The following is a 22,102-nucleotide window of genomic DNA, read 5'->3' on the forward strand; positions in this document are numbered from 1 at the left end:
GGTCTGGCGCTTCGCGCCATCCCGGAATGACGGAATCAAAACACCATGCGCCTGCGAATCCAGCACATCACGACCTATCGCTACGAGCCGCCGGCCACCAGCGTGATCCAGATCCTGCGCATGACGCCTGGCAGTCATGACGGGCAATACGTCGCGGAATGGCAGATCGACGTCTCCACCGACACCAAGCTCGACATGCATGAGGACGCGTTCGGCAACGTCACCCACGTGCTGTCCTGCGGACCTGTCGGCGACATCCAGATCACGGCAGAAGGGCTGATCGAGACCCACGACACCGGCGGCGTGCTGCGCGGCACGGACGAGCGTTTCCCGGCCGGGATGTTCCTGCGCTCAACCGACCTCACCTCCGTCAATCCGGCGATGACGGCGGTGGCGCGCCAGTTGCGCAGCGAGGCCGAGAGCGACACGCTGGGCTTCCTGCACACGCTGATGACGCAGATCGCCGATCACATGACGTTCGACGAAGACCCCACCAACAGTGGCACCTCCGCGGCGGAGGCGTTCGCGCTCAAGCGCGGGGTCTGCCAGGATTACGCGCACATCTTCATCGCCTGCGCCCGCGCCGGAGGCGTGCCGGCGCGCTTCGTCTCCGGGCACTTTCTGCGATCGGACGACTCGGTACATCAGGAGGCCGGCCATGCCTGGGCGGAGGCTTACGTGGCCGATCTCGGCTGGGTCGGCTTCGATCCCGCCAACAGCATCTGCGCCACCGACGCCCATGTGCGCGTTGCGATCGGGCTCGACTATCTCGGTGCAGCCCCGGTGCGTGGCACGCGCTATGGCGGCGGCACGGAAACGCTGGCGGTGGCCGTGAAGGTCGAGCAGACCGGCCGCAGCGGGCAGTCGCAATCGCAGTCCCAGCGGCAGAGCTAGATGCTGCCGGACGAGCGCATGCGCCGTGCTACAATCGCAGGATCAGATCAGACCAGCGAGGTAGCCCATGGCGACTGTAAAACTGCTTTCGGATGACGAACTCTCCGCCGACGCGCGCGCCGTTTTCGACGACATCCGAATGGTGCGGAAGTCGGATTTCGTCAACAATTTCTGGCGGGCGCTGGCGCATGATCCGAAGACGCTGCGGCGGACCTGGAACAGCATCAAGGACGTGATGGCTCCGGGTGCGCTCGACCCCAAGACCAAGGAAATGCTCTACGTCGCGGTTTCGATCGCCCATGGCTGCAGCTACTGCATCCATTCGCACACGGCCGCCGCACGGGCCAAGGGCATGACCGAGGCCGAATATGGCGAGCTGCTCGCGATCGTCGGCATGGCTGCGGAGACGAACCGGCTGGTCACGGGGCTTGGCGTGCCGGTCGACGAGGCGTTTCTCGTCGATGCAGTGGATTGAGCGACAAGAGCTGACTGTCATTCCGGGGCGCGCGCAGCGCGGGCCCGGAATGACAGCCTTCCCCCGCGGGAATCGGGGGTTTCATGGCTCCCTGAAATTGGCTAGTAATTCCGCGCAAACGCGTTCGGGGACTGGAAATGACCTATTGTTGCGGAATCCTGGTTCGGGACGGTCTGGTGATGATCGCCGACACCCGCACCAATGCCGGCCTCGACAACGTCTCGACCTTCCGCAAGCTGCACATCTTCTCCAAGCCCGGCGAGCGCATCATGGCGATCGCCAGCGCCGGCAACCTCGCCATCAGCCAATCGGTGCTCTCCACCCTGACCGAAGGCCTGGAAGACCCCAACACGGGCGAAATCGAGACGCTGATGAACGCGCCGACCATGTTCCAGGCCGCCCAGCGCATCGGCCGGGCGATCCGGGCGGTGCATGCCACCGAGGGACCGGCACTGAAATCCGAGGACGTGTCGTTCGACGTCTCCTTCCTGTTCGGCGGCCAGATCAAGGGCGCGCGCATGCGTCTGTTCATGGTCTACACCGCCGGCAATTTCATCGAGTGCACCACCGACACGCCCTACCTGCAGATCGGGGAGCACAAATACGGCAAGCCGGTGCTCGACCGCGCCATGCATTACGACGTCGAGCTCTACGAGGCGCTGAAGACCGGCCTGATCTCGATGGACTCGACCATGCGCTCGAACCTCGGCGTCGGCCTGCCGATCGACGTGCTGGTGGTGCGCACGGACGCCTGCGAAGCCGATCTCAACCACCGCATCGAAGCGGGCGAACCTTATTTCCACGATTTGCGCTCGCGCTGGTCGGCGGCGTTGCGCGCCGCGCACCAGAACATTCCACGCCCGCCCTACAAGAACGAAAAAGAACCCAAAACCTGACAGCAGAAGAGAAAAGGCAGGAAACGATGAGTGAAGCGAAAAAGATCGCCCTGGTGACGGGCGCCGGCACCGGCGTCGGGCGCGCAGCGTCGCTGGCGCTGATGAACACCGGCTTCACCGTGGTGCTCGCAGGGCGCCGGCTCGACATGCTCGAGGAGACGGCGAAGCTCGGCCCCGCCGGAAAGAGCCTCTGCGTCACCGCCGACATGACCAAGCCGGACTCCATCGCCGCGCTGTTCGACAAGGTGAAGACGACCTATGGCCGCCTCGACGTGCTCTTCAACAATGCCGGCATGGGCGCGCCGGCCGTGAACTTCGAGGATCTCAGCCTCGAGCAATGGCAGGCGGTGGTGAACACCAACCTCACCGGCCCGTTCCTGTGCACCCAGCACGCCTTCCGCATCATGAAGGACCAGACCCCGCGCGGCGGCCGCATCATCAACAACGGCTCGATCTCGGCGCACGCGCCGCGGCCGTTCTCGGCGGCCTATACCTCGACCAAGCACGCCATCACCGGCCTGACCAAGGCCAGCAATCTCGACGGCCGCATGTACGACATCGCGGTCGGCCAGGTCGACATCGGCAATGCCGCGACCCCGATGACCGACCGCATGGTCAACGGCCCCGGCGTCCTTCAGCCCGACGGCACCACCAAGCACGAGCCGCGCATGGACGCGAAAGCGGTCGGCGATGCCGTCGCCTACATGGCCAGCCTGCCGCTCGATGCCAACGTGCTGACCATGACGGTGATGGCGACCAAGATGCCGTTCGTCGGACGGGGCTAGCCGCTCACGCGCTGCAGGCGTTCGCGCAGAAACCGACGCAACGCCTGCTCCGCCGCTTCCGTCGGGACCGCGGCATCAAATCCAATGAGCTTGACGTCCACCAGAGGATACTCGTCGCTGCGAAACGCGAGGGCGGCTATCGCGCCGAGCGGAACTCGAACGACGGCGTCCTCGCCGCGCCGTGTGGCTTGCATTTCGCCGAGCTCCTTTCGGGAATCGAACCAGAAGAACCTGGTCATCTCCCGCAGCGTGATGTCGCGCCGCGCGATGTGAACCTGCGGATTGCGGCTGCTCGAGCTTAACCCGTATTCGTCAGGCAACGGTACCACGACAAACGACGTCGCGCCGTCGGGCATTGCAGGACCCATGAAGACTCCGACCTCGTGATAAGGAACGTTGACGCGATATCCGGCAACGGCGATATCGGGCGTGGGCAGGATGTGCAGTGCGCGCAGAGCGGGGCGTACCTGGTTGTTCATGAGCTTGAGGCCTGCGTGGCCGAATATGCCGGGGCTGTAGAACCACGCGACGGCACAGGCCGCTGCCAACGCCCCAATCTTCAAACTATGGCGAGGGTTACGTTCTTGGCGACGCACGCGATGGGCAAGCCATAGCTGCACGGTGAGCGCCGCAATCGCACTGAGGCAAGCACCGGCGACGGGCAGCCAGCGCGGCACGGCACTGGCGGGATGACCGAGCGGCAGCTGATACGCGAAGCGAATGGCAAGATAGCCACCGAACGCGATCGTTAGCCAGACATATGCGCCGACCAGATTTGCCTGGAATTCGCGACGTGTATCCGCAGCCCACCACGGAAGCCCAAGCAAGTAGCGGCTGGCAAGGGTGAGCAGCAGCGCCAGGATGAGGCCACAGCCGATCAGTACGATCGTGTTTATCGCGAACAACAGCCGTGCGCCGTTAAACTCCACACCGATCGACATCGCTGCTCTGATCGCAACTCCGGCGATGACGCGGGGCACTTCCCCCACGGCAACCACCAGCCAGTCGATCGCTAGCGACGAGGCCGCAAAGCTCGCCACCGCCAGGACAATCAGATCGTACCAGGGAAGGATCGACCGGCGCGCAAGATCGGAGAAGATAAAGCCCGCCAGCGCTCCTCCCGCACCGAGCTTCATGGTCAGGAGGAAGTATCCGTCGGGAAGGTTTGCAATGCGCAGATAAATGATAGAGCCGTACGCGGCATATATCGCCCATGCGAGCGGCACGGCCACCCACAGCCACATCGGCACTTCGAACTGGCGCGGTCCGATCCGGATCATGCCGGGATGATAGCAAAGCGCGCTTAATCCGCGGTCAATGACAGCGGAAAAAGCCCGTGGCGGCGTTAGCAATCCGGAAACGGTGTCGCCGCCGGTCGTCCCCTACTCCAGGCGCTCCACCTTTCGCAGCGTCGGAAATAGCTTCATCCAGAGCAGCGCGATCGCGATCTGTTGGCTGCTCTGGCGTCGTCCCCTGGGTCACCCTAATCGGTTTGGGCCCTGATCTCGCCGCCCTGCGTGGCTGAGGCGGACCTGCTTGTCAACAGCAGGACGCCCTCTGCCGCTTGCCGGCATTGCCTTTGCAGCGCCTGCCCGGCCATAATCATTGAGGGTTTGGGAACATCATGCTGCGGCTGCAATCGGCACTGGGCATTTTCGCATTGCTGCTGATCGCCTGGGCGCTCAGTGAAAATCGTCGCGCGGTATCGCTGCGCCAGGCGGCGATCGGCCTCGCCGCGACCTTCGTCACCGCGGTCCTGCTGCTGAAGCTGCCGGTCGTCGCGCATGCGTTCGGTGCCATCAACGACGCGGTCGGCGCGATCTCGGCGGCCTCCCGCGCCGGCTCCGCCTTCGTGTTCGGCTATATCGGCGGCGGCGCCCTGCCATTCGATCTGAAGGTGCCCGGTGCCGATTTCATCCTGGCGTTCCAGGCGCTGCCGATCGTGCTGGTCATGAGCGTGCTGACGACGCTGCTGTTCTATTGGCACGTGCTGCCACCGATCGTGCGCGGCCTGGCCTGGCTGCTAGAGCGCACGCTCGGCGTCGGCGGCGCGGTCGGACTGTCGACCGCCGCCAATGTCTTCCTCGGCATGGTCGAGGCACCGCTGTTCGTGCGGCCGTATCTGGCACAGATGACCCGCAGCGAGTTGTTCCTGGTGATGACCGGCGGCATGGCCGGCATCGCCGGCACGGTGCTGGTGCTCTATGCGACGCTGCTTGCTCCCCTCATCCCCGACGCCGCCGCGCATTTCGTCATCGCCTCGGTGCTGGGCGCGCCGGCCGCGATCCTGGTCAGCCTGATCATGGTGCCCGAGACCTCCGACAAGCGCACCGGCGGCGCGCTGGAGGATCCGGAGATGAATGTATCCGGCACGATGGACGCGATCGTGAAGGGCACCACTGCCGGCCTCGAATTGTTGCTCAACATCGTCGCCATGCTGCTGGTGCTGGTGGCGCTGGTCTATCTCGTCAACGCCATGCTCGGCCTCCTGCCGAACATTGGCGGCGCCGCGATCTCGCTCCAGCGCCTGCTTGGCCTCGTCATGGCGCCGGTGTGCTGGCTGATGGGATTGCCGTGGGATCAGGCGATCACCGCCGGCAGCCTGATGGGCACCAAGACCGTGCTCAACGAATTGATCGCCTATGTCGACTTCTCGAAGCTGCCACCCGGCGCGCTCGACCCGCGCTCGCGCCTGATCATGCTCTACGCGATGTGCGGCTTCGCCAATTTCGCCAGCCTCGGCATCATGATCGGCGGCCTCGGCGTCATGGCGCCGGAGCGGCGCGAGGAGATCAACGCTCTGGGCCTGAAGTCGATCGTATCGGGGACGCTCACGACGTGTCTGATGGGAGCGGTGGTGGGGGTCATCGCGTGACACCCGTGGTGATGCCCGTAGCCCGGATGGAGCGCCGCGCAATCCGGGAAAATGCGTCCGCCGAATACGCAGCATCTCCCGGGCTAGTCGACTAGGCCGTGTACCTATAAACTCGGTGGCGTCATGTGACTGATGACACGTCCCCTTTGCTCCTATAGCGACCACGTTCGTGCCGCAGCGCAACGTGTCGCGATGGGCCAAAGCCGGACGTCACGATCACCGACCAAAATTGGAAATCACTGCCGAGAGGATGACAGCGGCGATGAATGGTGGTGAGCAATCACCCATCGACCGTCGCGTTTGACAACCACGAAGGTAAATCGAGATGGGCGGGGAGTATCGTTTTCCGCGGCTCGGGCAAAATTGTAGAAACCTGTCCCCACCACGGATGTCTCGCTCAGGATGATCATTCGTCGCTCGACGATCACATTCTTTCGACCACTGCCTGGCAATTCCTGGAAGTATTTCCGTATGCCCTCTGTACCCTCGGAAATCACAGGGCTGGTCGTTCCTAGCAGGACTGCATCGGGAGCATATAGGCCGACGAGCGCGTCGCGGTCATTTGCAGTGTAAGTAGCCGACCATTTGTCAATTACCGCATTGGCCTCTTCTGCGGGTCCCGCAAGCGCATCTGAAGCAAATGCCCCGGCCCAAAGATACATCGCGACCGTAATTGTCCTTTTCATCGTTCCCCCAATTTGGATATCGAGTTTACAATAGCGGAGATGGTTAGCTGCGACGCACAAATCTAGCATCCCGCGCCTAGCCCACAAGAAGGAAGAACGACAGTGTCGTCCACAATGGGCGACAGTTCAGCGGAGATGGTCGGTTGGCCTATGTCCGCCTCTACCTCGTAAGCGTCCAACCGAGGCCTGCCTGGGAGCGTTGTGTCCGGCCAGCCCCCTGTGATTCAAGCTACCAAACTGGGAGCTCGAATCATGCGCTATGAACTCGCCGATCATGAATGGATCGCCATCAAGCTATGCTGCCCAACAAGCCGCGTGGCGTTCCTCGGGTGAACGACCGACGTGTCCTTAATGGCATCTTCTGGGTCCTGCGATCAGGAGCTCCCTGGCGTGATCTTCCCGGGATGTTTGCTACAATCGCTTCGTCCGTTGGCGGCGGGCTGGTGTCTGGGGCCGTATCATAGACGCACTTGCCGCTGCCCATCATGCAGCTGTCCAGATGATCGACACCTCTATTGTCCGCGTGCATCAGCATGGGGCCTGTATCACAAAGAACCAGCGCCAATCGATGGGAAGGTCACGCGGCGGTCTGACGAGCAAAATCCACGCGGTGGTCGATAGCAATGGTCTGCCGTACGGCTTGCGTTGAGCCCCGGCGAGGCGCACGACGTTCGACTTGCCGGAAAACTGCTCTCTCATCTGAAGTCGGGGTCAATGTTGCTTGCCGACCGTGGCTACGATGCCGATTGGATCAGAGAGCTTGCGATGAAGAAAGGCGCTTGGGCAAACATCCCGCCGAAAAGCAATCGCAGCGGTCCGATCTGCTTCAGTCCGTACCTCTATCGCGCTCGCAACCAGGTCGAAAGGTTCTTCAACAGGATCAAGCAATGCCGCCGGGTGGCTACACGCTACGACAGACTTGCAGGAAACTACCTTGCCTTCGTCCAGCTCGCATCGATCCGCCTCTGGCTGGCCGCGCGTTATGAGTCCGCGCCCTAGTCTGGCCAGCCGACTTTGGTGTCTCGCTATCCAGATTGGCTCGCGTCCGTTTGGATGGCTTCCGACCGAAGCGTCGCCCTGATCGCGGCAACTAATTGATCTTCTGCACTCTTTCGATTCGAATCCTGCCAAATAATTGTGAGCATGTGGTTGGTGTCGAAATGCGTTTTCTTTTGATCCCACATCGACTTTTCACAAGTATATATAACTGGCCGACCGAGTCCCTCCGCAAAACCGGCTTCCCAATACGCGCCGAGATTCGCGTGGCTCAAATCCGCAACAATAAAGCGCGAAGATAGAAGCGCCGACCGCATCTGATTGTCGATTAATCCTGCAGGCTGTTCGTCATTCAATTTGCGCAGCGTAAAGCCGGTACGCGCAACAGCGGGCTTGAAACAATGTTGGACCATTTGCTCAAGAACCGGATCGCCAAACTGCATCGCCATGAAGGCTGTCCGACTCTCCACACGAGCTTGCAACAAGTCGGTATAGCTCTGCCACCCGTCCGGCGTAAGTTGAATGGAAAGTTGCCCGATTTCTCCCGCCGTTCTGCGAATGAGCCCCCTTGGTTCGATCATCGCAAATAACCAATCGAGCGCGCCGATGTCGCCGCCGCCGGGATCAATGACCCAGCCAATGTAAGCCGCGATCTCCGAAGCAGTTGGTGTAACCAATCGGTGTGGATACACTTGGTGCTTGCCAAGCCAGAGCACCAGATTGTTAGTGGCTTCGATTGGATTGGGAAGCCTATCGAGCGACCAGTAGCTTTCTAGGTCATATGTCTGAATCGGCTTAACGTCGAAGCCCTGCGAATCTTACGCTCGGCGAAGCGCGTGGCTCATCTTGGACCTCCGAATCATATCGCTGCCGAGCTTTTCGGGTAGTTCAAGCTGCGCTGAACTCGTAAGGACGAACGTGCCGCATCGACGACACTTATATTGGGTCTTGCTTCCTGCAATCGACGCAGCCGCATCAGCTGTGCCACATACAATGCAATCATTCCCTTGTGGCGGAATCATATAGCGCTCCATTCGACACGCACAAATCGGGCCGCAACGCAAAGAGTGAAATAGATTCCAGGCTCGCACTACCCGCGCCCCGGAATGACATCAAGCCTTCAACTCCACCGTCTTGAACTCAGCCGGCAAAATCACTTCCAGCAGTTCCACGTCCTCCGAATAGTCCAGGATCATGTGCTTGATCTTCGGCGGCTGGGTCCAGGCGCTGCCTTGCTTCATCAGGGTCTCGCCCTGCCCGTCCATATAGGTCTTCACCCAGCCCTTGAGCACGTAGACCATCTGGAATTCGACGTCGTGATAGTGGAGCTTCGACACTTCCGAGGGATTGCACGGACCCTGCAGCCGGATCACGTGCGCCTGCGCGAGGCCATGGGTCGCGTCGGCGATGCCGAGATCGCGGTACTTGGCATAGGCACGCAGGCCGTCGGCCTTGAAGTCTTCCTCGCGGTGATGGCTGACGACGATACGCTGCTTCGGCCGCACGGGCTTCTTCGGAGCGACGGTGCGCGCCTTCGCCTTCACCGCCTTGCGCGCCGAGGATCGCGCCGCTGCCTTCACGTCGCTCCGCTTCTTCACCGCGGTCTTCGTTGCGGGTCTTGATGCCTTTTGCTTGGCCATTGTCTGCCTCCCTGATCCGGGCCGCGCCCGCCTGACGGGAACAACCCGAAGGCAGATTACCCAGTCTTGGGCGAGGCAGCAATTGCGGGGCTTGGTGCAATGAGCTCGACGAACCCAACCGGTCGTAGCTTGTCCCAAGCTGTCGTGGCGAGCGGCCATCGTCTCGTATTCATTCTCTCGCTGAATTAGTCTCGCCGGGAGATCTGGGGGAATTGATTCATGGGCAGCAGCGTCGGTCAGCGTGCATTTCAAAATGCCCGGCTTCAGAAACGGCAAAAAGCCGAAGTGCTGCCATTGCTCGGGCACGCACTCGAGTTGCACAAGAAGGGACTTCTCTCCGAGGCCCGGGCCGCCTATCGACAACTCCTGCAGATCGCGCCCAATCAGTTCATCGCGCTGCATATGCTCGGCGTTCTGGAGTCTGATGCCAAGAACTATCAGCAGGCTGAAATTCTACTGAGCCGGGCGGTTGCCGTGGATCCACGATCCGCCGAAGCTCACATGGGCCTGGGCGTCGCGCTCAACGGGCTGAAACGCCACGATGAGGCCCGAGCAAGCTATCGAAAGGCACTCGCCTTAAAGCCCAACTACGCCCTGGCCCTGTCCAATCTCGGCAACGCAAGCGCGGCGCTTGATCTGCACCTCGAAGCGCTCGAGAGCTACGATCGGGCGCTCGCAATGGACGGAAACCTCGCCGAAGCCCACAACGGCCGGGGCTCTGCGCTCTGCCGTCTGCGCAACTATGACGAGGCTCTTACAAGCCTGAACCGCGCGCTCTCGATCAAGCCCGACTATGCCGCGGCGCTGGCGAACCGCGCCGTCGCATTGCGGGAGCTTCAGCGATTTGACGAGGCCATGGCGGATTGCAATCGGGCAATCGCCCTGGCGCCCGACGACGTGAACGGGTGGCTCTGGCGCGCCAATGTCTTGCTCCAGACCCAGCAAATTGCCCCGGCAATGGCCGATTGCGAGAGGGCGCTCGCGATCGCTCCCGATTCCGCTCAAGCTCACCTGGTGCTGGGCCTTTGTCTCGCCGGACTTGGCCGGGTCGACGAAGCCCTCGTCAGTTTCGACAGAGCCCTTGACGTCCAGCCTGACCTCCAGAGCGCGATCTCCAGCAAGATATTCACGCTCGATTTCGTGCCGGACGCCAGCGTCGAACAGCATCAGCAGGCGCGGCAAATCTGGTGGGAGCGGATCGGCGCGAAGATCGCTTCAGAGGTGGCGGCGCCCCATGACAACAACCGCGATCCGGATCGCCGTCTGGTGCTTGGCTATGTCTCGTCGGATTTCAACGCGCATTCGGCCGCGTTCATTTTCAAGCCCGTCCTGCAACACCATGACCGCGCACAGTTCGAGATCGTGTGCTACTCCTGCTCGTCAAAAATGGATACGACGACAAGCGAATTTCAGGGGATCGCCGATCGCTGGCGTGACGCCTCGCAATGGACCGACGATCGCCTCGCCGCTCAGATTCGTGCCGATCGCGTCGATATCCTGATCGACCTGTCCGGCCACACCAGAGGAAACCGCCTCGGCGTGTTTGCGCGCAAGCCGGCACCGATCCAGGTGCACGGCTGGGGCCACGGCACCGGCACCGGGCTGCCGACGATCGATTATCTGTTCTCGGATCCGGTCGCGATTCCTGCCGCGGTTCGGCATTTGTTTGCGGAGACCGTTGTCGACCTGCCATGCTTCGTGACGCTGGCGCCGCTGCCGGCCGGGATTGCGCGGGCGCAGGCGCCAGCGCTCTCGAACGGCTTCGTCACGTTCGGTGTCTTCAACCGCATCAGCAAGATTTCGGACGAGGCCGCGGAAGTCTGGTCCAGGATTCTCGACCGGGTCCCGGGGTCGCGACTGCTGATCAAGGATGTTGCGCTGGACGATCAACTGGTCCGCGACAAGCTGCTGGCGCGATTTACGGCTTGTCGATTGCCGGCCGAACGCGTCGATCTGCTCGGAGCCACCTTGCGGAGCGAACATCTGGCATCGTTCAATCGCGTCGACATTGCGCTCGACCCGTTCCCACAGAACGGCGGCGTCAGCACATTGGAAGCCCTGCAGATGGGGGTGCCCGTGGTGGCGAAGCTCGGGAGCAGTCTGCCCAGCCGGGCCGCCGGCGCCATCCTCACCGCGCTTGGCTTGCCGGACTGGGTGGCGGACAGCGATGAGGCATATGTCGAGATCGCAGTCGGCCGCGCGGCGCGGATCGGCGATCTCGATCGATTGCGCCGCGAACTGCCCGCACAGATCAACGCTGCGGCCGCCGGCAACCCCATCTCATATGCGCGCGCCGTAGACGACGCCTATCGCGCGATGTGGATACGCTATTGCAGCGGTGGCGCCTGATCTCTGGCTCAATGCAGCCGGAACACGCCATCCACGGCGCGCAGCTCGGCCGGCTTGATCAGCTTGGAATGCGCCACCGTGACCGAATGCAGGGGGCCGTCGAGCTTTTCCTGCCAGAACGCCAGGAAATCCTTCAGCGCCGGAAATTTCGGAAACATGTCGTAGTTCTGCCAGACGTAGGTCTGGAGCAGCGACGGATGATCCGGCATCCGATAGAGAATTTGTGCCGTCGTCAGCCCGTAACCCAGCATCTGTTTCCGGAAATCCTCGGAAACGCCCCCACTCCGCAGTCCCATGCCAAACCTCCTTTGCAGGAGCGCATTCAGGGGGTGGCTTGATCGGTGCCCCGGGAGCCACCCGGAAACGACGCGCTCACATGAGAGAAATGTGACGCAAACTGACAACCCATCTCAAGCCCAAAAGTTTAACAAGCTGTTGAAATTCAATGCGTTAGCAGCAGATACAGCTCCGTGCTAATACGGGCCCGGTGTCGGTTAACGATGGCAAAGAGATTCTGGCAGTCCGCGCTTTCGGGTGCTAATTTTTCTGCTAGAAGGCCTTGCCCCCGCAAAATTCCTGGCTTATCTCAGCCTCGCCTGTGCTAGCACTCGCGGGCAACGACTGCTAACAATCTCAAAATCCTCAACACGTGCAATTGCTTAGGAGGACTGCATGAAATTCCGTCCGCTTCACGACCGCGTCGTGGTCAAGCGCATCGACGCAGAAGAGAAGACCGCTGGCGGCATCATCATTCCCGACACTGCCAAGGAAAAGCCCTCCCAGGGCGAAGTCGTCGCCGTTGGCCCGGGTGGCCGCGACGAGTCCGGCAAGCTGATCCCGATCGACCTGAAGGTCGGCGACCGCGTGCTGTTCGGCAAGTGGTCCGGCACCGAGGTCAAGATCGACGGCCAGGACCTGCTGATCATGAAGGAGAGCGACGTGATGGGCGTTCTCGAGGTCAGCGAGTCCAAGAAGAAGGCGGCCTAAGAGCCCCCTCTCCCTCCAGTCAAATCATTCCAAGGAAAATTCCAGATGGCAGCCAAAGAAGTCAAATTCTCGGTCGATGCGCGCGACAAGATGCTGCGCGGCGTCGACATTCTCGCCAACGCGGTGAAGGTGACGCTCGGCCCGAAGGGCCGCAACGTCGTGCTCGACAAGTCGTTCGGCGCTCCCCGCATCACCAAGGACGGCGTCACCGTCGCCAAGGAGATCGAGCTCGAGGACAAGTTCGAGAACATGGGCGCGCAGATGGTGCGCGAAGTCGCCTCCAAGTCCGCTGATGCGGCCGGCGACGGTACCACCACCGCCACCGTGCTGGCCCAGGCGATCGTGCGCGAAGGCGCCAAGTCGGTCGCCGCCGGCATGAACCCGATGGACCTCAAGCGCGGCATCGACCTCGCGGTCGAGGCCGTCGTTGCGGACCTCCAGAAGAACTCCAAGAAGGTCACCTCCAACGACGAGATCGCCCAGGTCGGCACCATCTCGGCCAACGGCGACCAGGAGATCGGCAAGTTCCTCTCCGACGCCATGAAGAAGGTCGGCAACGAGGGTGTCATCACCGTCGAGGAAGCCAAGTCGCTCGAGACCGAGCTCGACGTCGTCGAGGGCATGCAGTTCGACCGCGGCTACATCTCGCCCTACTTCGTCACCAACGCCGACAAGATGCGCGTTGAGATGGACGACGCCTACATCCTCATCAACGAGAAGAAGCTCTCCTCGCTGAACGAGCTGCTGCCGCTGCTCGAAGCCGTGGTGCAGACCGGCAAGCCGTTGGTCATCGTCGCCGAGGACGTCGAAGGCGAAGCCCTCGCGACCCTGGTCGTCAACCGCCTGCGTGGCGGCCTCAAGGTCGCGGCCGTCAAGGCTCCGGGCTTCGGCGATCGCCGCAAGGCCATGCTGCAGGACATCGCGATCCTGACCGGCGGCCAGGCGATCTCGGAAGATCTCGGCATCAAGCTCGAGAACGTCACGCTCAACATGCTCGGTCGCGCCAAGAAGGTGATGATCGACAAGGAGAACACCACGATCGTCAACGGCGCCGGCAAGAAGGCCGACATCGAGGCGCGCGTGGCCCAGATCAAGGCGCAGATCGAGGAGACCACCTCGGACTACGACCGTGAGAAGCTCCAGGAGCGTCTCGCCAAGCTCGCGGGCGGCGTCGCGGTGATCCGCGTCGGCGGCGCGACCGAGGTCGAGGTGAAGGAGCGCAAGGATCGCGTTGATGACGCGATGCATGCGACCCGCGCGGCTGTCGAGGAAGGCATCGTCCCGGGCGGCGGCGTCGCCCTGCTCCGTGCCTCCGAGCAGCTCAAGGGCCTGCGCACCAAGAACGACGACCAGAAGACCGGCGTCGAGATCGTGCGCAAGGCGCTGTCGGCTCCTGCCCGCCAGATCGCGATCAACGCCGGTGAAGACGGCTCGGTGATCGTCGGCAAGATCCTGGAGAACAAGGCCTACAATTACGGCTTCGACTCCCAGACCGGCGAATATGCCGACCTCGTCAAGAAGGGCATCATCGACCCGACCAAGGTGGTCCGCACCGCGATCCAGAACGCAGCCTCGGTTGCCGCGCTCCTGATCACCACGGAAGCCATGGTCGCCGAGCTGCCCAAGAAGGGCGGCGCCGGTCCGGCGATGCCTCCGGGCGGCGGCATGGGCGGCATGGACTTCTGATCCAGCCTCTCAGGCAAAGTCGAGACATGCGAAACCCCGGCAGCGATGCCGGGGTTTTTGTTTTCAGGTGATACACGCTAAGATGGTGGTGGATTCGTCATTCCGGGGCGGCGCGCAGCGCCGAGCCCGGAATCCATAACCACCGGCGGATGGAATGGCCTACTATGTCTACATCCTCGCAAGTAAGAAGCACGGCACGCTCTACATCGGCGTGACCAGCGATCTCGTTCGTCGGGTGTACGAACACAAGACCAAAGCCGTTCCCGGATTCACGACGAAGTACGACGTTTCGAAGCTCGTCTTGTTCGAGATATACGACGATGCAGTTACCGCCATCGCCCGCGAGAAAGAACTCAAGAAGTGGCGTCGCGACTGGAAGACGCGGCTGATCGAGGAGCAGAACCCAAACTGGGATGATCTTTATCCTGGGATCGCCAACTAAGGCCTGTGGTTATGGATTCCGGGCTCGCGCCCAAGTGGCCGCGCCCCGGAATGACGGGGCCTCACTCCACTTTCCCCAACCGCTCGAAGCGCGGCTCGCCGTCATCGTCGAGCGACCAGAGGATCCGCGTTACCTTGCCGACGAGATTGTCCATCGGGATGAAGCCCATCGCGGATGCCATGCGACTGTCGGTGGAATTGTCGCGATTGTCGCCGAGCACGAAGAAATGACCTGGTGGCACGGCGTAGACGCTGGTGTTGTCGAGGAAGCCATTGTCGGCGGCGCAGTCGTAGGTCACATAGCTCGCGCCGTTCGGCAGCGTCTCGCGCCAGCGCTTGACCTTCGCTTCGTCATCGCCTCCGCAGGCGGCGCCGGCTTGTGCCTCCTTCAGGGCGACGCGCGTCACCGGACGGTCGTTGAGGATGAGCCGGCCCTGCTGCATCTGGATGCGGTCGCCGGGCAGCCCGACCACGCGCTTGACGTAATCGACGGAGGTATCCCTTGGCGTTCGGAAAACGACCAGGTCGCCATACTCGGGCTCGGCGGCAAAGACGCGACCTGAGATCCAGGACGAAGCGAAGGGGAAGGAATAGCGGCCGTAGCCATAGGCATATTTCGCCGCGAAGACGTAGTCGCCGACCATCAGCGTCGGCGCCATCGAATTCGAGGGGATGTTGAACGGCTGATACAGGAAGTATCGAAACAGGAACGGCGGCGACCACAGCACCGGGATCAGCAGGATCAGGATGACGATCGCCTTCCATTCCCGCGATCGTGCCGAGGGACGGATCGTTTGCTCAAGAGTGGTCATGCAGCTGCCCTGTTCAAAGACGTAGTCGTCGCGAGATTACGCAACCTGCGCGCGCGTGCAATCCCCGGCGAACTTGCGAATTTGGTCGCACGTCGCGCGGCCCGCGTTCAATGCGAGGCCATGAACGTCGCCAGCGGTCAGCCGTGCGACAAATCCCTGAAGCAGTGACGTACCCAGTCGATCGTCACGCGGGTCGCAGGATCGCGCTTGAGGTGGTTCTGCACCAGGAGCCAGACGTCGCGACGCCTCGGCAGCAGCGTGGCGCGCAGGCTGCGGTCGGCGAGCAGCGGCCCGCAGCTGTGCTCGGGCAGCACGCCGATGGCCTGATGCGACTGGATCATGGTGCGGATGATGCGGACATTGTCGGTGACGCAGCGCACGTTCGTCAGCCGCTTGGCACGCAGGAACTGCTGCTCGGGGATCGCATCGAGCTCGTCGGGATAGACGCACGCGACCGGCTCGGCTCCGCTGCGGTCCGCGGGCTCGAAGAAATACAGCCTGACCTCGCCGAGCTTGGAGATGGTGAAGTCGCCCTTCTCCGGTTTGCGCAGGCGGATGGCGAGATCGGCCTGCCAGCGCGAGAATTTTACGTTGCCGCTGGAGGTGAGGAATTGCAGCGTCAGCCCCGGGTGATCGCGCAGGAAGCTGGCCGCATGCGGCGCCAGCAGCTCTTCGGCGACCGCATTGGTCGAGGCGATGCGCAGCCGCCCGACCGGGCCGGGCTGGCTCTCCTTGATGCGGTCGATCGCCGCCGCATGCGCCGCCATCGCGCCGACATGCTCGAGCACCGCCTCGCAGTGTCGCGTCGGCCGGCGCAGCCCGTCCACGGCGTCGAACAGCGGCACGCCGAGGTCGCGCTGGATGCGCGCGAGCCTTCGGCCGACGGTGGTCTCGTCGATGCGCAGCCGCGCGCTGGCGCCGGCGTAAGTGCCCTCGTCCCTCACCGCGGCGATGATGCGCAGGTCGTCCCAGTTCATTCCGCAAGCCTAGCAGGCGGCGGCGCTTCCTGCAAATTCGCAGCCATATGCCGCAATATTCCTGCACAATGGCAGGCTTCGGTTGCGCTAGTGTCGCCTCATCGACATCCCCTGGAAGGCCTGACCAGCATGACCGCTCCAAAGACCCTGCTCGAACTCGCCGGCGCCGATCTCAATCCGCCGAAGCTCAACGAGGCCTGCCTCGTGCTGATCGACATCCAGAACGAATATTGCGCCGGTCCGCTGGCCCTGCCCGATGCGCAGCCCGCGATCGCCGCGGCTGCGCGCCTGCTCACGCGCGCACGGGAGAGCAGAGCTCCGATCTTCCATGTCGCGCACAAGGGCCGCGCCGGCGGCCTGTTCGACCGCGAGGCCGCGCGCGGCGCGATCGTCGAGCGCCTGACGCCGCTCGCGAGCGAGCCCGTGATCGAGAAGGCGCTGCCGAATGCCTTCGCCGGCACCGACCTGCAGGCCCGGCTGGCCGCGACCGGACTCAAGAACATCGTGCTGGCCGGCTTCATGACGCACATGTGCGTCAGTTCGACTGCCCGCGCCGCGCTCGACCTCGGCCTGCGCACGACGATCGCAGCCGACGCCTGCGCCACCCGCGACCTGCCCGACGGCCGCGGCGGCACGCTGGACGCCCGGACGATCCATCAGGTCGCGTTGGCCGAATTGTCGGACCGCTTCGCGATCATCGCGCAAGCCGAAGCACTGACTTGATGGAGCATGCGATGCTGCAGCTCTATTTCTTCCCGATGGCCTGCTCGCTCTCGAGCCGCATCTCGCTGATGGAGACCGGTATCGAGGCGCAGTATCACCTCGCCCATATCTGGACCAAGCAGGTCGTGGACGACGGCAGCGATTTCCGTACCGTGTCGCCGAAAGGCGCGGTGCCGGTCCTGGTGCTGGAGAACGGCGAGCGGCTGACCGAGAGCGCAGCAGTGCTGCAATACATCGCCGATGTGAAGCCGGAGGCAGGCCTCGCGCCCGGCTTCGGCCATCCGGACCGCTATCGCCTGCAGGAATGGCTGAGCTTCATCGGCGCCGAGATCCACAAGGCGTTCCTGTTTCCGACCTTCTGGTACAAGGACGACGGCTCGCTCGCCAAGCCGCGGGCACGGATCGCGGAGACATTGTCGGTGCCGGCAGCGCATCTGGCGGACCGCGAATTCCTCGTCGGCAACGGCTTCACCGTCGCGGATGCCCATCTCACCTGGGCCTTGCTGCTGCTCCGTCCCGCAGGGATCGACATCGCACGATGGCCGTCCTTGTCGGCCTATCTCGAACGGATGCAGGCGCGGCCGGCCGTGCGGGGCGCGATCGAGGCCGAGATCGCGCTGCGCAAGGCGATGGCGGCGTGAGCGCGCCTCACTCCACCCGCGCCAGCACCGCGAGCTTGCGGATGCCCTTGTTGCGGTAGGCGTCGAGGAACGCGTAATAGTCCTTGAACGACACGCAGCCATTGGAGTCGCCGTTCGGCCCGAGCATGAAGGTATGCGCGAGCAGGCCGTCGCGGCCGTGGATCGCGCTCTCGCCGCCGATCGGGGTCAGGCGCAGCGCCGGCACGCCGTGGAACAGCGCCTCGCGCGGCTTCAGCGTGTAGATGTGCGGCGGCGTCACGCCGCGCATGCGGATCTTCGAGGAGCGCGGATCGTCGAGATTGGAGCCCAGGCCCGAATGCGCCTCGAGCTTGGTGCCGTCGGGCAGATACACGGTCTTGGCGGTGATGTCGTAGACCGCGGTGTCGCGCTCATAGGGCGGCGCGCCGCCGAGCATCGGGTTCTGCTCCTTCGGCGCAATGGACGCGGTCACGCTGGCATCGGCCGAGGCGTAGGCGAGCAGCCCGCCGGACGGCTCGCGCTTGCCCCAGAGCTTTTCCACCATCGACTGGCGCGGTCCGGTGATCGACATCACCGCGGCCTTGGCGCGATCGGCGAACGACTTCGGCTGCGCCTCGGGCGCCGGCACGATCTGGGCCGGATCGGCGGAGGCCAGCTGCATCTGGGCATCGGGCGCGCGCTTGGCCTTGTCCGCGGTCTTGTCAGTGGCCTTGGCTGCCGGCTTCAGCGCGTCGGCGACCCTCGCGACCACGCTCTGCTTCGGGGCGTCCTTCGAAGTTTCCCTGGCCAGCGCAACCTGGGTCGGGGGCGCTGCGCTCGCCGCGTTCGATGGCACCCCTTGCGTCGCGGCCGCGGCAAAGCGCTCGTTGAACATCTCGCGCGAGATCGGAGCTGCGACCTGGAGCCGGTCGGGCAGCAGCGCGAAGGTTTCCCTGATGGCCTCGCCGGCCTCGCGCAGCACGACCTTGGGTGCGCGCCTGACCACCGGCTCGTCGTAGCCGATGCTGCCGACGGTCGGGTAGACGCTCGCGCCGAGAATGTTGGTGTAGATGATCCAGCCGGCGCCCATCAGGACGCAGCCGATCGCCGCGGTGCCCAGCCAATTGGCCGTGGTCATTTTCCGGGAAGGCTTCCGAAGAGAATTCTTGGACTTCCGTGCCGCGATACTTTGCGCAGCGATACTCGTACTCATTCGCCTTGCGTCCAGGACGGTGTCACTCAGTCCCCCTTCGAAGTGCCGCTGGTCACGATCCGGGAACAGCATCTCGCAGAGGGTCGGAGCGTCATTAAGGCGACTTTTAGTTAAATGCAGATTAAGTTCGGGCGGATGTGGGGCAACGCGTTAACGCTGTCCCGTTTCGAGAAAAAGCCCGCAGGACTACGGACTTACTCGAATCTGTTAACCATGTTTCTCGACCGGTTCACGTCGGTTCTTCGACGCTTGCGGCCGCAACCACGAGACATTCAACAACGTCATTTTCGTGGTCGCCAACTGGCCCTGACCGTAGCGCGGAAGCGTTGCGCGAGGCTGGTGGGCTCCGCGTCCGTGGGCCGCGCCCCTCACGCGGCACCGCGCCGTGACCGAAAGTTGATCACGTCGGTTCTGGAAATCGCCGCCACGAGCAAGTAGCTCCTATCTCGGCACTTTTCAGCAGCCTCTGCGCGTGATACGGTACCGTATCGACTTGCCCTGAACTGTGCCGCGCACGCAAACGGAGGCTGGCATGAGAGGGATCGCGCGCGCAGGGTTTTTCACCCTGGCGGGGTCGTTTATGTTGATTGGAGCTGCGACTGCACAGCCGGGTGCCGATTTGGGCTGCACGGCATCGCCGTCGGCCGCCGGTACGCAGACCTGGCGCTGCGACAACGGCATCACCATCGTTGCGGAAAATGGCGCCAAATTTGAACTTAAGGACGCCAACCGCGACGGACATATAGACTCCGTGGAGTTGAGCAGCAAAGCCCTGCTGGTCGAGGTGCCCCGGAAGCCGCGGGGCAATCCGTTCAAGGTGCTGACGCCGCAAGCGATCGCCGCGGTGCGCGGCACCAAATGGGCGGTCGATGTCGCTGACGCCAAGACCTCCGTGTTCGTCGCCGACGGCCGGGTCGGCGTGACCCGAAGGGCCCGTGGACGCGGCGTCGTGCTTGGACCCGGCGAAGGCGTCGATGTCGAGGCAACCGGCCCGTTGACCGTCAAGACCTGGGGCCAGCCGCGCGTCGACGCGCTCATGGCAAGACTCGGACAATAAGACCGGGTCACAAGGCTCGCCCATAGGATTCGATAGAAGATTGCAGAACGAGCGCATGCGCAGCCGACGCGTTCAGATCCTGGTGGCACTCGTCCTCACCGCGCTGTGGGGCGCGGGCATCTTTGCCGCGCACGCCAACGGCCGTCTGCGTTTTCTCGACCGCCTGGAAGCCACGCTGACGGATTGGCGGACGCAAGCCCGCGGCGTGCGGCGTCCACCCGATCTCGTCACCATCGTCGCGATCGACGACACCGTGGTGAAGCGCGGCGGCAGCTATCCGCTGCCGCGCGCCGATCTCGCCCGTGTCGTCGACACCATCGTGCAGTTCAAGCCGAAGGTCGTCGGGATCGATCTCCTGCTCGTCGATCGCAGCGCTGCGATCGGCGATGCCACGCTCGCCAGCACGCTCGCCACCGGTCCCATGGTGCTCGCCGCGGCGGCGATCTTCCCCACCGCCAGCGAAACCGTGGATCCGAGCAGCGAAGGTCCCCTCGCCGTTCTGCCGCAGGCTGAGCGCTTCCTGCAGCCGTTGCCCGCGTTCGCCGAACATGCCGAGGTCGGCGTCGTCAACGTCGCGACAGGACAATCGGGCTCACCACTATCGGTGCCGATGCTGTTCCGGACGCGCGACAAGGTCGAGCTGTCGTTCCCCTTGCGCGTCGCGGCCCGCGCGCTCGACGAGCCGCTGACGGTCGCGCCGGACCATCTCATGCTGGGCGATCGCGCGGTGCCGACCGACGGCGATCTGGCATTGCCGATCACCTATTACGGCCCGCGCCGCACGATCCGTACCGTCAGCGCACAGAGCATTTTCGACGGCACGCTCGATCGCGCGGCGATCGAGAACCGGATCGTCGTGATCGGCGCCTCGGTCGCCGGCGGCGGCGACTTCTATCCGACGCCCTTCGATTCCCTGATGCCCGGGGTCGAGGTGGTCTCGACCGCGATCACGCATCTCGTCGCCGGCGACGCCATGGTGCGCGACCGCAGGGTCCGCATTGCCGACGCGCTCACTGCGATCCTGCTGCCGATGCTGCTGGTCGGGCTGCTCGCCTGGCGGCGTAGCGCGCTGGGCATCATGACGGCGGCCGCGTTGATGATCGCCTGGGCCGGGGTCAACCTGTTCGCGTTCACGCACGGTGTCTGGCTGAACGCCGCAACCACGCTCGCCGCGGCAATGCCGCCGGTTGCGGTCTTTGCCGGCGTGCAGCTGTGGGCCGGAGGCCGCCGCACGCAATATTTTGCCGCCAAGAGCAGGTCGCTTGCGCAATTCCAGGCCCCGGCGCTGCAGGAGTGGCTGGCGCGAGATCCGAACTTCCTGTCGAAGCCCGTCCGGCAGGATGCAGCCGTGGTCTTCGTCGATCTCTCCGGCTTCACCGGGCTGAGCGAGCGGACTGATCCGGACGAACTCAGGAATCTTCTGAAGGCGTTTCATGCACTGATCGACAAGGCCGCGATCGCTTCCGGCGGCATGATCACCGGCTTTCTCGGCGACGGCGCGATGATCCTGTTCGGGCTGCCGCGCGCGATGCCCGACGACGCGGCGCGCGCTCTGAAATGCGCGATCGATCTGCATCGCGGCCTCGAACGCTGGATCGCTTCGCTGCCGCCGGCGATCGTATGTCAGCTCGGTTTCAAGATCGGCGCGCATCGCGGCCCGATCGTCGCGTCCCGGCTCGGCGAAAGCCATCAGCACATCACGGCGACAGGCGATACCGTCAATGTCGCAAGCCGTCTGATGGAGATTGCCGCCCAGAACGATGCGCAGCTCGCGCTGAGCGATACGCTGCTGGACACTGCCGATTTCAGCGGCGCTCCCGACGGCGTCCTGTCCGGGCCCCTGCTCGCCCAGGTCCGCGGCCGCTCCGGCATCGTGACGGTCTGGTTCTGGCGCGACCACGACACGCCCAAGGAGACCGCGGCCAAGGCCGAGGTGATCGACTGAATAGCCATTGCCATCGGCCCAACACTCCGCCGTCGTCCCCGCGGATGCGGGGACCCATACCGCGTG

The 22,102-nt window shown here is 63.6% G+C and carries 21 protein-coding genes and 1 pseudogene; 14 read left to right on the forward strand and 8 right to left on the reverse strand.

Features of this window, described 5'->3' with window-relative positions; all coding sequences use genetic code 11:
• Nucleotides 1–45 precede the first annotated feature (45 nt).
• From ABIA42_RS19195 to ABIA42_RS19210, 4 genes are all read left to right on the forward strand, one after another.
• Nucleotides 46–894, forward strand: a complete 849-nt coding sequence (locus ABIA42_RS19195; protein ID WP_370122319.1) for a transglutaminase domain-containing protein — start codon at nt 46–48, stop codon at nt 892–894.
• A gap of 67 nt (nt 895–961) precedes the next feature.
• On the forward strand, nt 962–1,369 hold the full coding sequence (locus ABIA42_RS19200) for a carboxymuconolactone decarboxylase family protein (protein ID WP_370122316.1): 408 nt from the start codon (nt 962–964) through the stop codon (nt 1,367–1,369).
• Nucleotides 1,370–1,506: 137 nt separating this feature from the next.
• The gene (locus tag ABIA42_RS19205; RefSeq protein ID WP_035678903.1) at nt 1,507–2,265 is read left to right on the forward strand and encodes a proteasome-type protease; all 759 of its coding nucleotides are present in this window, start codon (nt 1,507–1,509) and stop codon (nt 2,263–2,265) included.
• A 26-nt stretch (nt 2,266–2,291) separates the two neighbouring features.
• Entirely contained in the window at nt 2,292–3,050 is a 759-nt protein-coding gene (locus tag ABIA42_RS19210) for an SDR family oxidoreductase (protein ID WP_319330426.1), read from the forward strand.
• On the opposite strand, the gene ABIA42_RS19215 is transcribed toward ABIA42_RS19210, so the two are convergent.
• Nucleotides 3,047–4,330 (reverse strand): hypothetical protein, encoded by a 1,284-nt coding sequence (locus ABIA42_RS19215; RefSeq protein ID WP_370122311.1) that lies wholly within the window; start codon nt 4,328–4,330, stop codon nt 3,047–3,049. The genes ABIA42_RS19210 and ABIA42_RS19215 overlap by 4 nt on opposite strands.
• A 344-nt stretch (nt 4,331–4,674) precedes the next feature.
• Here ABIA42_RS19215 and ABIA42_RS19220 point away from each other — a divergent pair, with 344 nt between their 5' ends.
• Nucleotides 4,675–5,925, forward strand: coding sequence for a NupC/NupG family nucleoside CNT transporter (locus ABIA42_RS19220; protein WP_370122307.1), 1,251 nt, complete (start codon nt 4,675–4,677; stop codon nt 5,923–5,925).
• A 236-nt stretch (nt 5,926–6,161) separates the two neighbouring features.
• Here ABIA42_RS19220 and ABIA42_RS19225 read toward each other — a convergent pair whose 3' ends face one another.
• A complete protein-coding gene (locus tag ABIA42_RS19225) occupies nt 6,162–6,611 on the reverse strand; it encodes an SgcJ/EcaC family oxidoreductase (protein WP_271532807.1) in 450 nt (149 codons plus the stop codon).
• A gap of 252 nt (nt 6,612–6,863) precedes the next feature.
• Between ABIA42_RS19225 and ABIA42_RS19230 the strand changes: the two are divergent.
• Nucleotides 6,864–7,610 (forward strand): annotated as a pseudogene (locus ABIA42_RS19230) (IS5 family transposase).
• A 26-nt stretch (nt 7,611–7,636) separates the two neighbouring features.
• On the opposite strand, the gene ABIA42_RS19235 reads toward ABIA42_RS19230, so the two are convergent.
• Both ABIA42_RS19235 and ABIA42_RS19240 read right to left on the reverse strand, forming a co-directional pair.
• Nucleotides 7,637–8,323: a hypothetical protein gene (locus tag ABIA42_RS19235; protein ID WP_370122303.1), complete on the reverse strand. Its 687-nt coding sequence runs from the start codon at nt 8,321–8,323 to the stop codon at nt 7,637–7,639.
• Nucleotides 8,324–8,719: 396 nt separating this feature from the next.
• On the reverse strand, nt 8,720–9,247 hold the full coding sequence (locus tag ABIA42_RS19240) for a cupin domain-containing protein (protein ID WP_370122300.1): 528 nt from the start codon (nt 9,245–9,247) through the stop codon (nt 8,720–8,722).
• Between the two features lie 219 nt (nt 9,248–9,466).
• On the opposite strand from ABIA42_RS19240, the gene ABIA42_RS19245 reads away from it, so the two are divergent.
• Nucleotides 9,467–11,596: a tetratricopeptide repeat protein gene (locus tag ABIA42_RS19245; protein WP_370122297.1), complete on the forward strand. Its 2,130-nt coding sequence runs from the start codon at nt 9,467–9,469 to the stop codon at nt 11,594–11,596.
• Nucleotides 11,597–11,604: 8 nt separating this feature from the next.
• Here ABIA42_RS19245 and ABIA42_RS19250 read toward each other — a convergent pair whose 3' ends face one another.
• Complete coding sequence (locus ABIA42_RS19250) at nt 11,605–11,892, reverse strand: usg protein (RefSeq protein ID WP_028177340.1); 288 nt, start codon at nt 11,890–11,892, stop codon at nt 11,605–11,607.
• 376 nt (nt 11,893–12,268) lie between these two features.
• Here ABIA42_RS19250 and groES point away from each other — a divergent pair, with 376 nt between their 5' ends.
• The 3 genes from groES (at nt 12,269) to ABIA42_RS19265 (ending at nt 14,711) form a co-directional block, all read left to right on the forward strand.
• The gene (gene groES / locus ABIA42_RS19255; RefSeq protein ID WP_024340799.1) at nt 12,269–12,583 is read left to right on the forward strand and encodes a co-chaperone GroES; all 315 of its coding nucleotides are present in this window, start codon (nt 12,269–12,271) and stop codon (nt 12,581–12,583) included.
• A 45-nt stretch (nt 12,584–12,628) separates the two neighbouring features.
• Nucleotides 12,629–14,269, forward strand: a complete 1,641-nt coding sequence (gene groL / locus ABIA42_RS19260) for a chaperonin GroEL (RefSeq protein ID WP_035696468.1) — start codon at nt 12,629–12,631, stop codon at nt 14,267–14,269.
• 154 nt (nt 14,270–14,423) lie between these two features.
• Nucleotides 14,424–14,711, forward strand: a complete 288-nt coding sequence (locus tag ABIA42_RS19265; protein WP_271532817.1) for a GIY-YIG nuclease family protein — start codon at nt 14,424–14,426, stop codon at nt 14,709–14,711.
• A 61-nt stretch (nt 14,712–14,772) separates the two neighbouring features.
• On the opposite strand, the gene lepB is transcribed toward ABIA42_RS19265, so the two are convergent.
• Both lepB and ABIA42_RS19275 read right to left on the reverse strand, forming a co-directional pair.
• Nucleotides 14,773–15,522, reverse strand: a complete 750-nt coding sequence (gene lepB / locus ABIA42_RS19270; RefSeq protein WP_271532819.1) for a signal peptidase I — start codon at nt 15,520–15,522, stop codon at nt 14,773–14,775.
• Nucleotides 15,523–15,659: 137 nt separating this feature from the next.
• The gene (locus ABIA42_RS19275; protein ID WP_271532821.1) at nt 15,660–16,499 is read right to left on the reverse strand and encodes a LysR family transcriptional regulator; all 840 of its coding nucleotides are present in this window, start codon (nt 16,497–16,499) and stop codon (nt 15,660–15,662) included.
• Between the two features lie 129 nt (nt 16,500–16,628).
• Between ABIA42_RS19275 and ABIA42_RS19280 the strand changes: the two genes are divergently transcribed.
• Nucleotides 16,629–17,222 (forward strand): cysteine hydrolase family protein, encoded by a 594-nt coding sequence (locus tag ABIA42_RS19280; RefSeq protein WP_370122289.1) that lies wholly within the window; start codon nt 16,629–16,631, stop codon nt 17,220–17,222.
• Nucleotides 17,223–17,233: 11 nt separating this feature from the next.
• Nucleotides 17,234–17,863 carry a glutathione binding-like protein gene (locus ABIA42_RS19285; RefSeq protein WP_370122286.1) on the forward strand — a complete coding sequence of 210 codons (630 nt, stop codon included), beginning with the start codon at nt 17,234–17,236 and terminating at the stop codon, nt 17,861–17,863.
• 7 nt (nt 17,864–17,870) lie between these two features.
• Here the strand turns inward: ABIA42_RS19285 and ABIA42_RS19290 are convergent, their stop codons facing one another.
• A complete protein-coding gene (locus tag ABIA42_RS19290) occupies nt 17,871–18,959 on the reverse strand; it encodes a tlde1 domain-containing protein (protein ID WP_271532826.1) in 1,089 nt (362 codons plus the stop codon).
• 607 nt (nt 18,960–19,566) lie between these two features.
• Here ABIA42_RS19290 and ABIA42_RS19295 point away from each other — a divergent pair.
• On the forward strand, nt 19,567–20,091 hold the full coding sequence (locus ABIA42_RS19295) for a FecR domain-containing protein (protein ID WP_271532828.1): 525 nt from the start codon (nt 19,567–19,569) through the stop codon (nt 20,089–20,091).
• Nucleotides 20,092–20,146: 55 nt separating this feature from the next.
• Nucleotides 20,147–22,036, forward strand: coding sequence for a CHASE2 domain-containing protein (locus ABIA42_RS19300; RefSeq protein WP_271532830.1), 1,890 nt, complete (start codon nt 20,147–20,149; stop codon nt 22,034–22,036).
• The last annotated feature ends 66 nt before the right edge of the window (nt 22,037–22,102 follow it).

Source organism: Bradyrhizobium sp. USDA 327, assembly GCF_041262065.1.
Lineage (GTDB): Bacteria > Pseudomonadota > Alphaproteobacteria > Rhizobiales > Xanthobacteraceae > Bradyrhizobium > Bradyrhizobium liaoningense.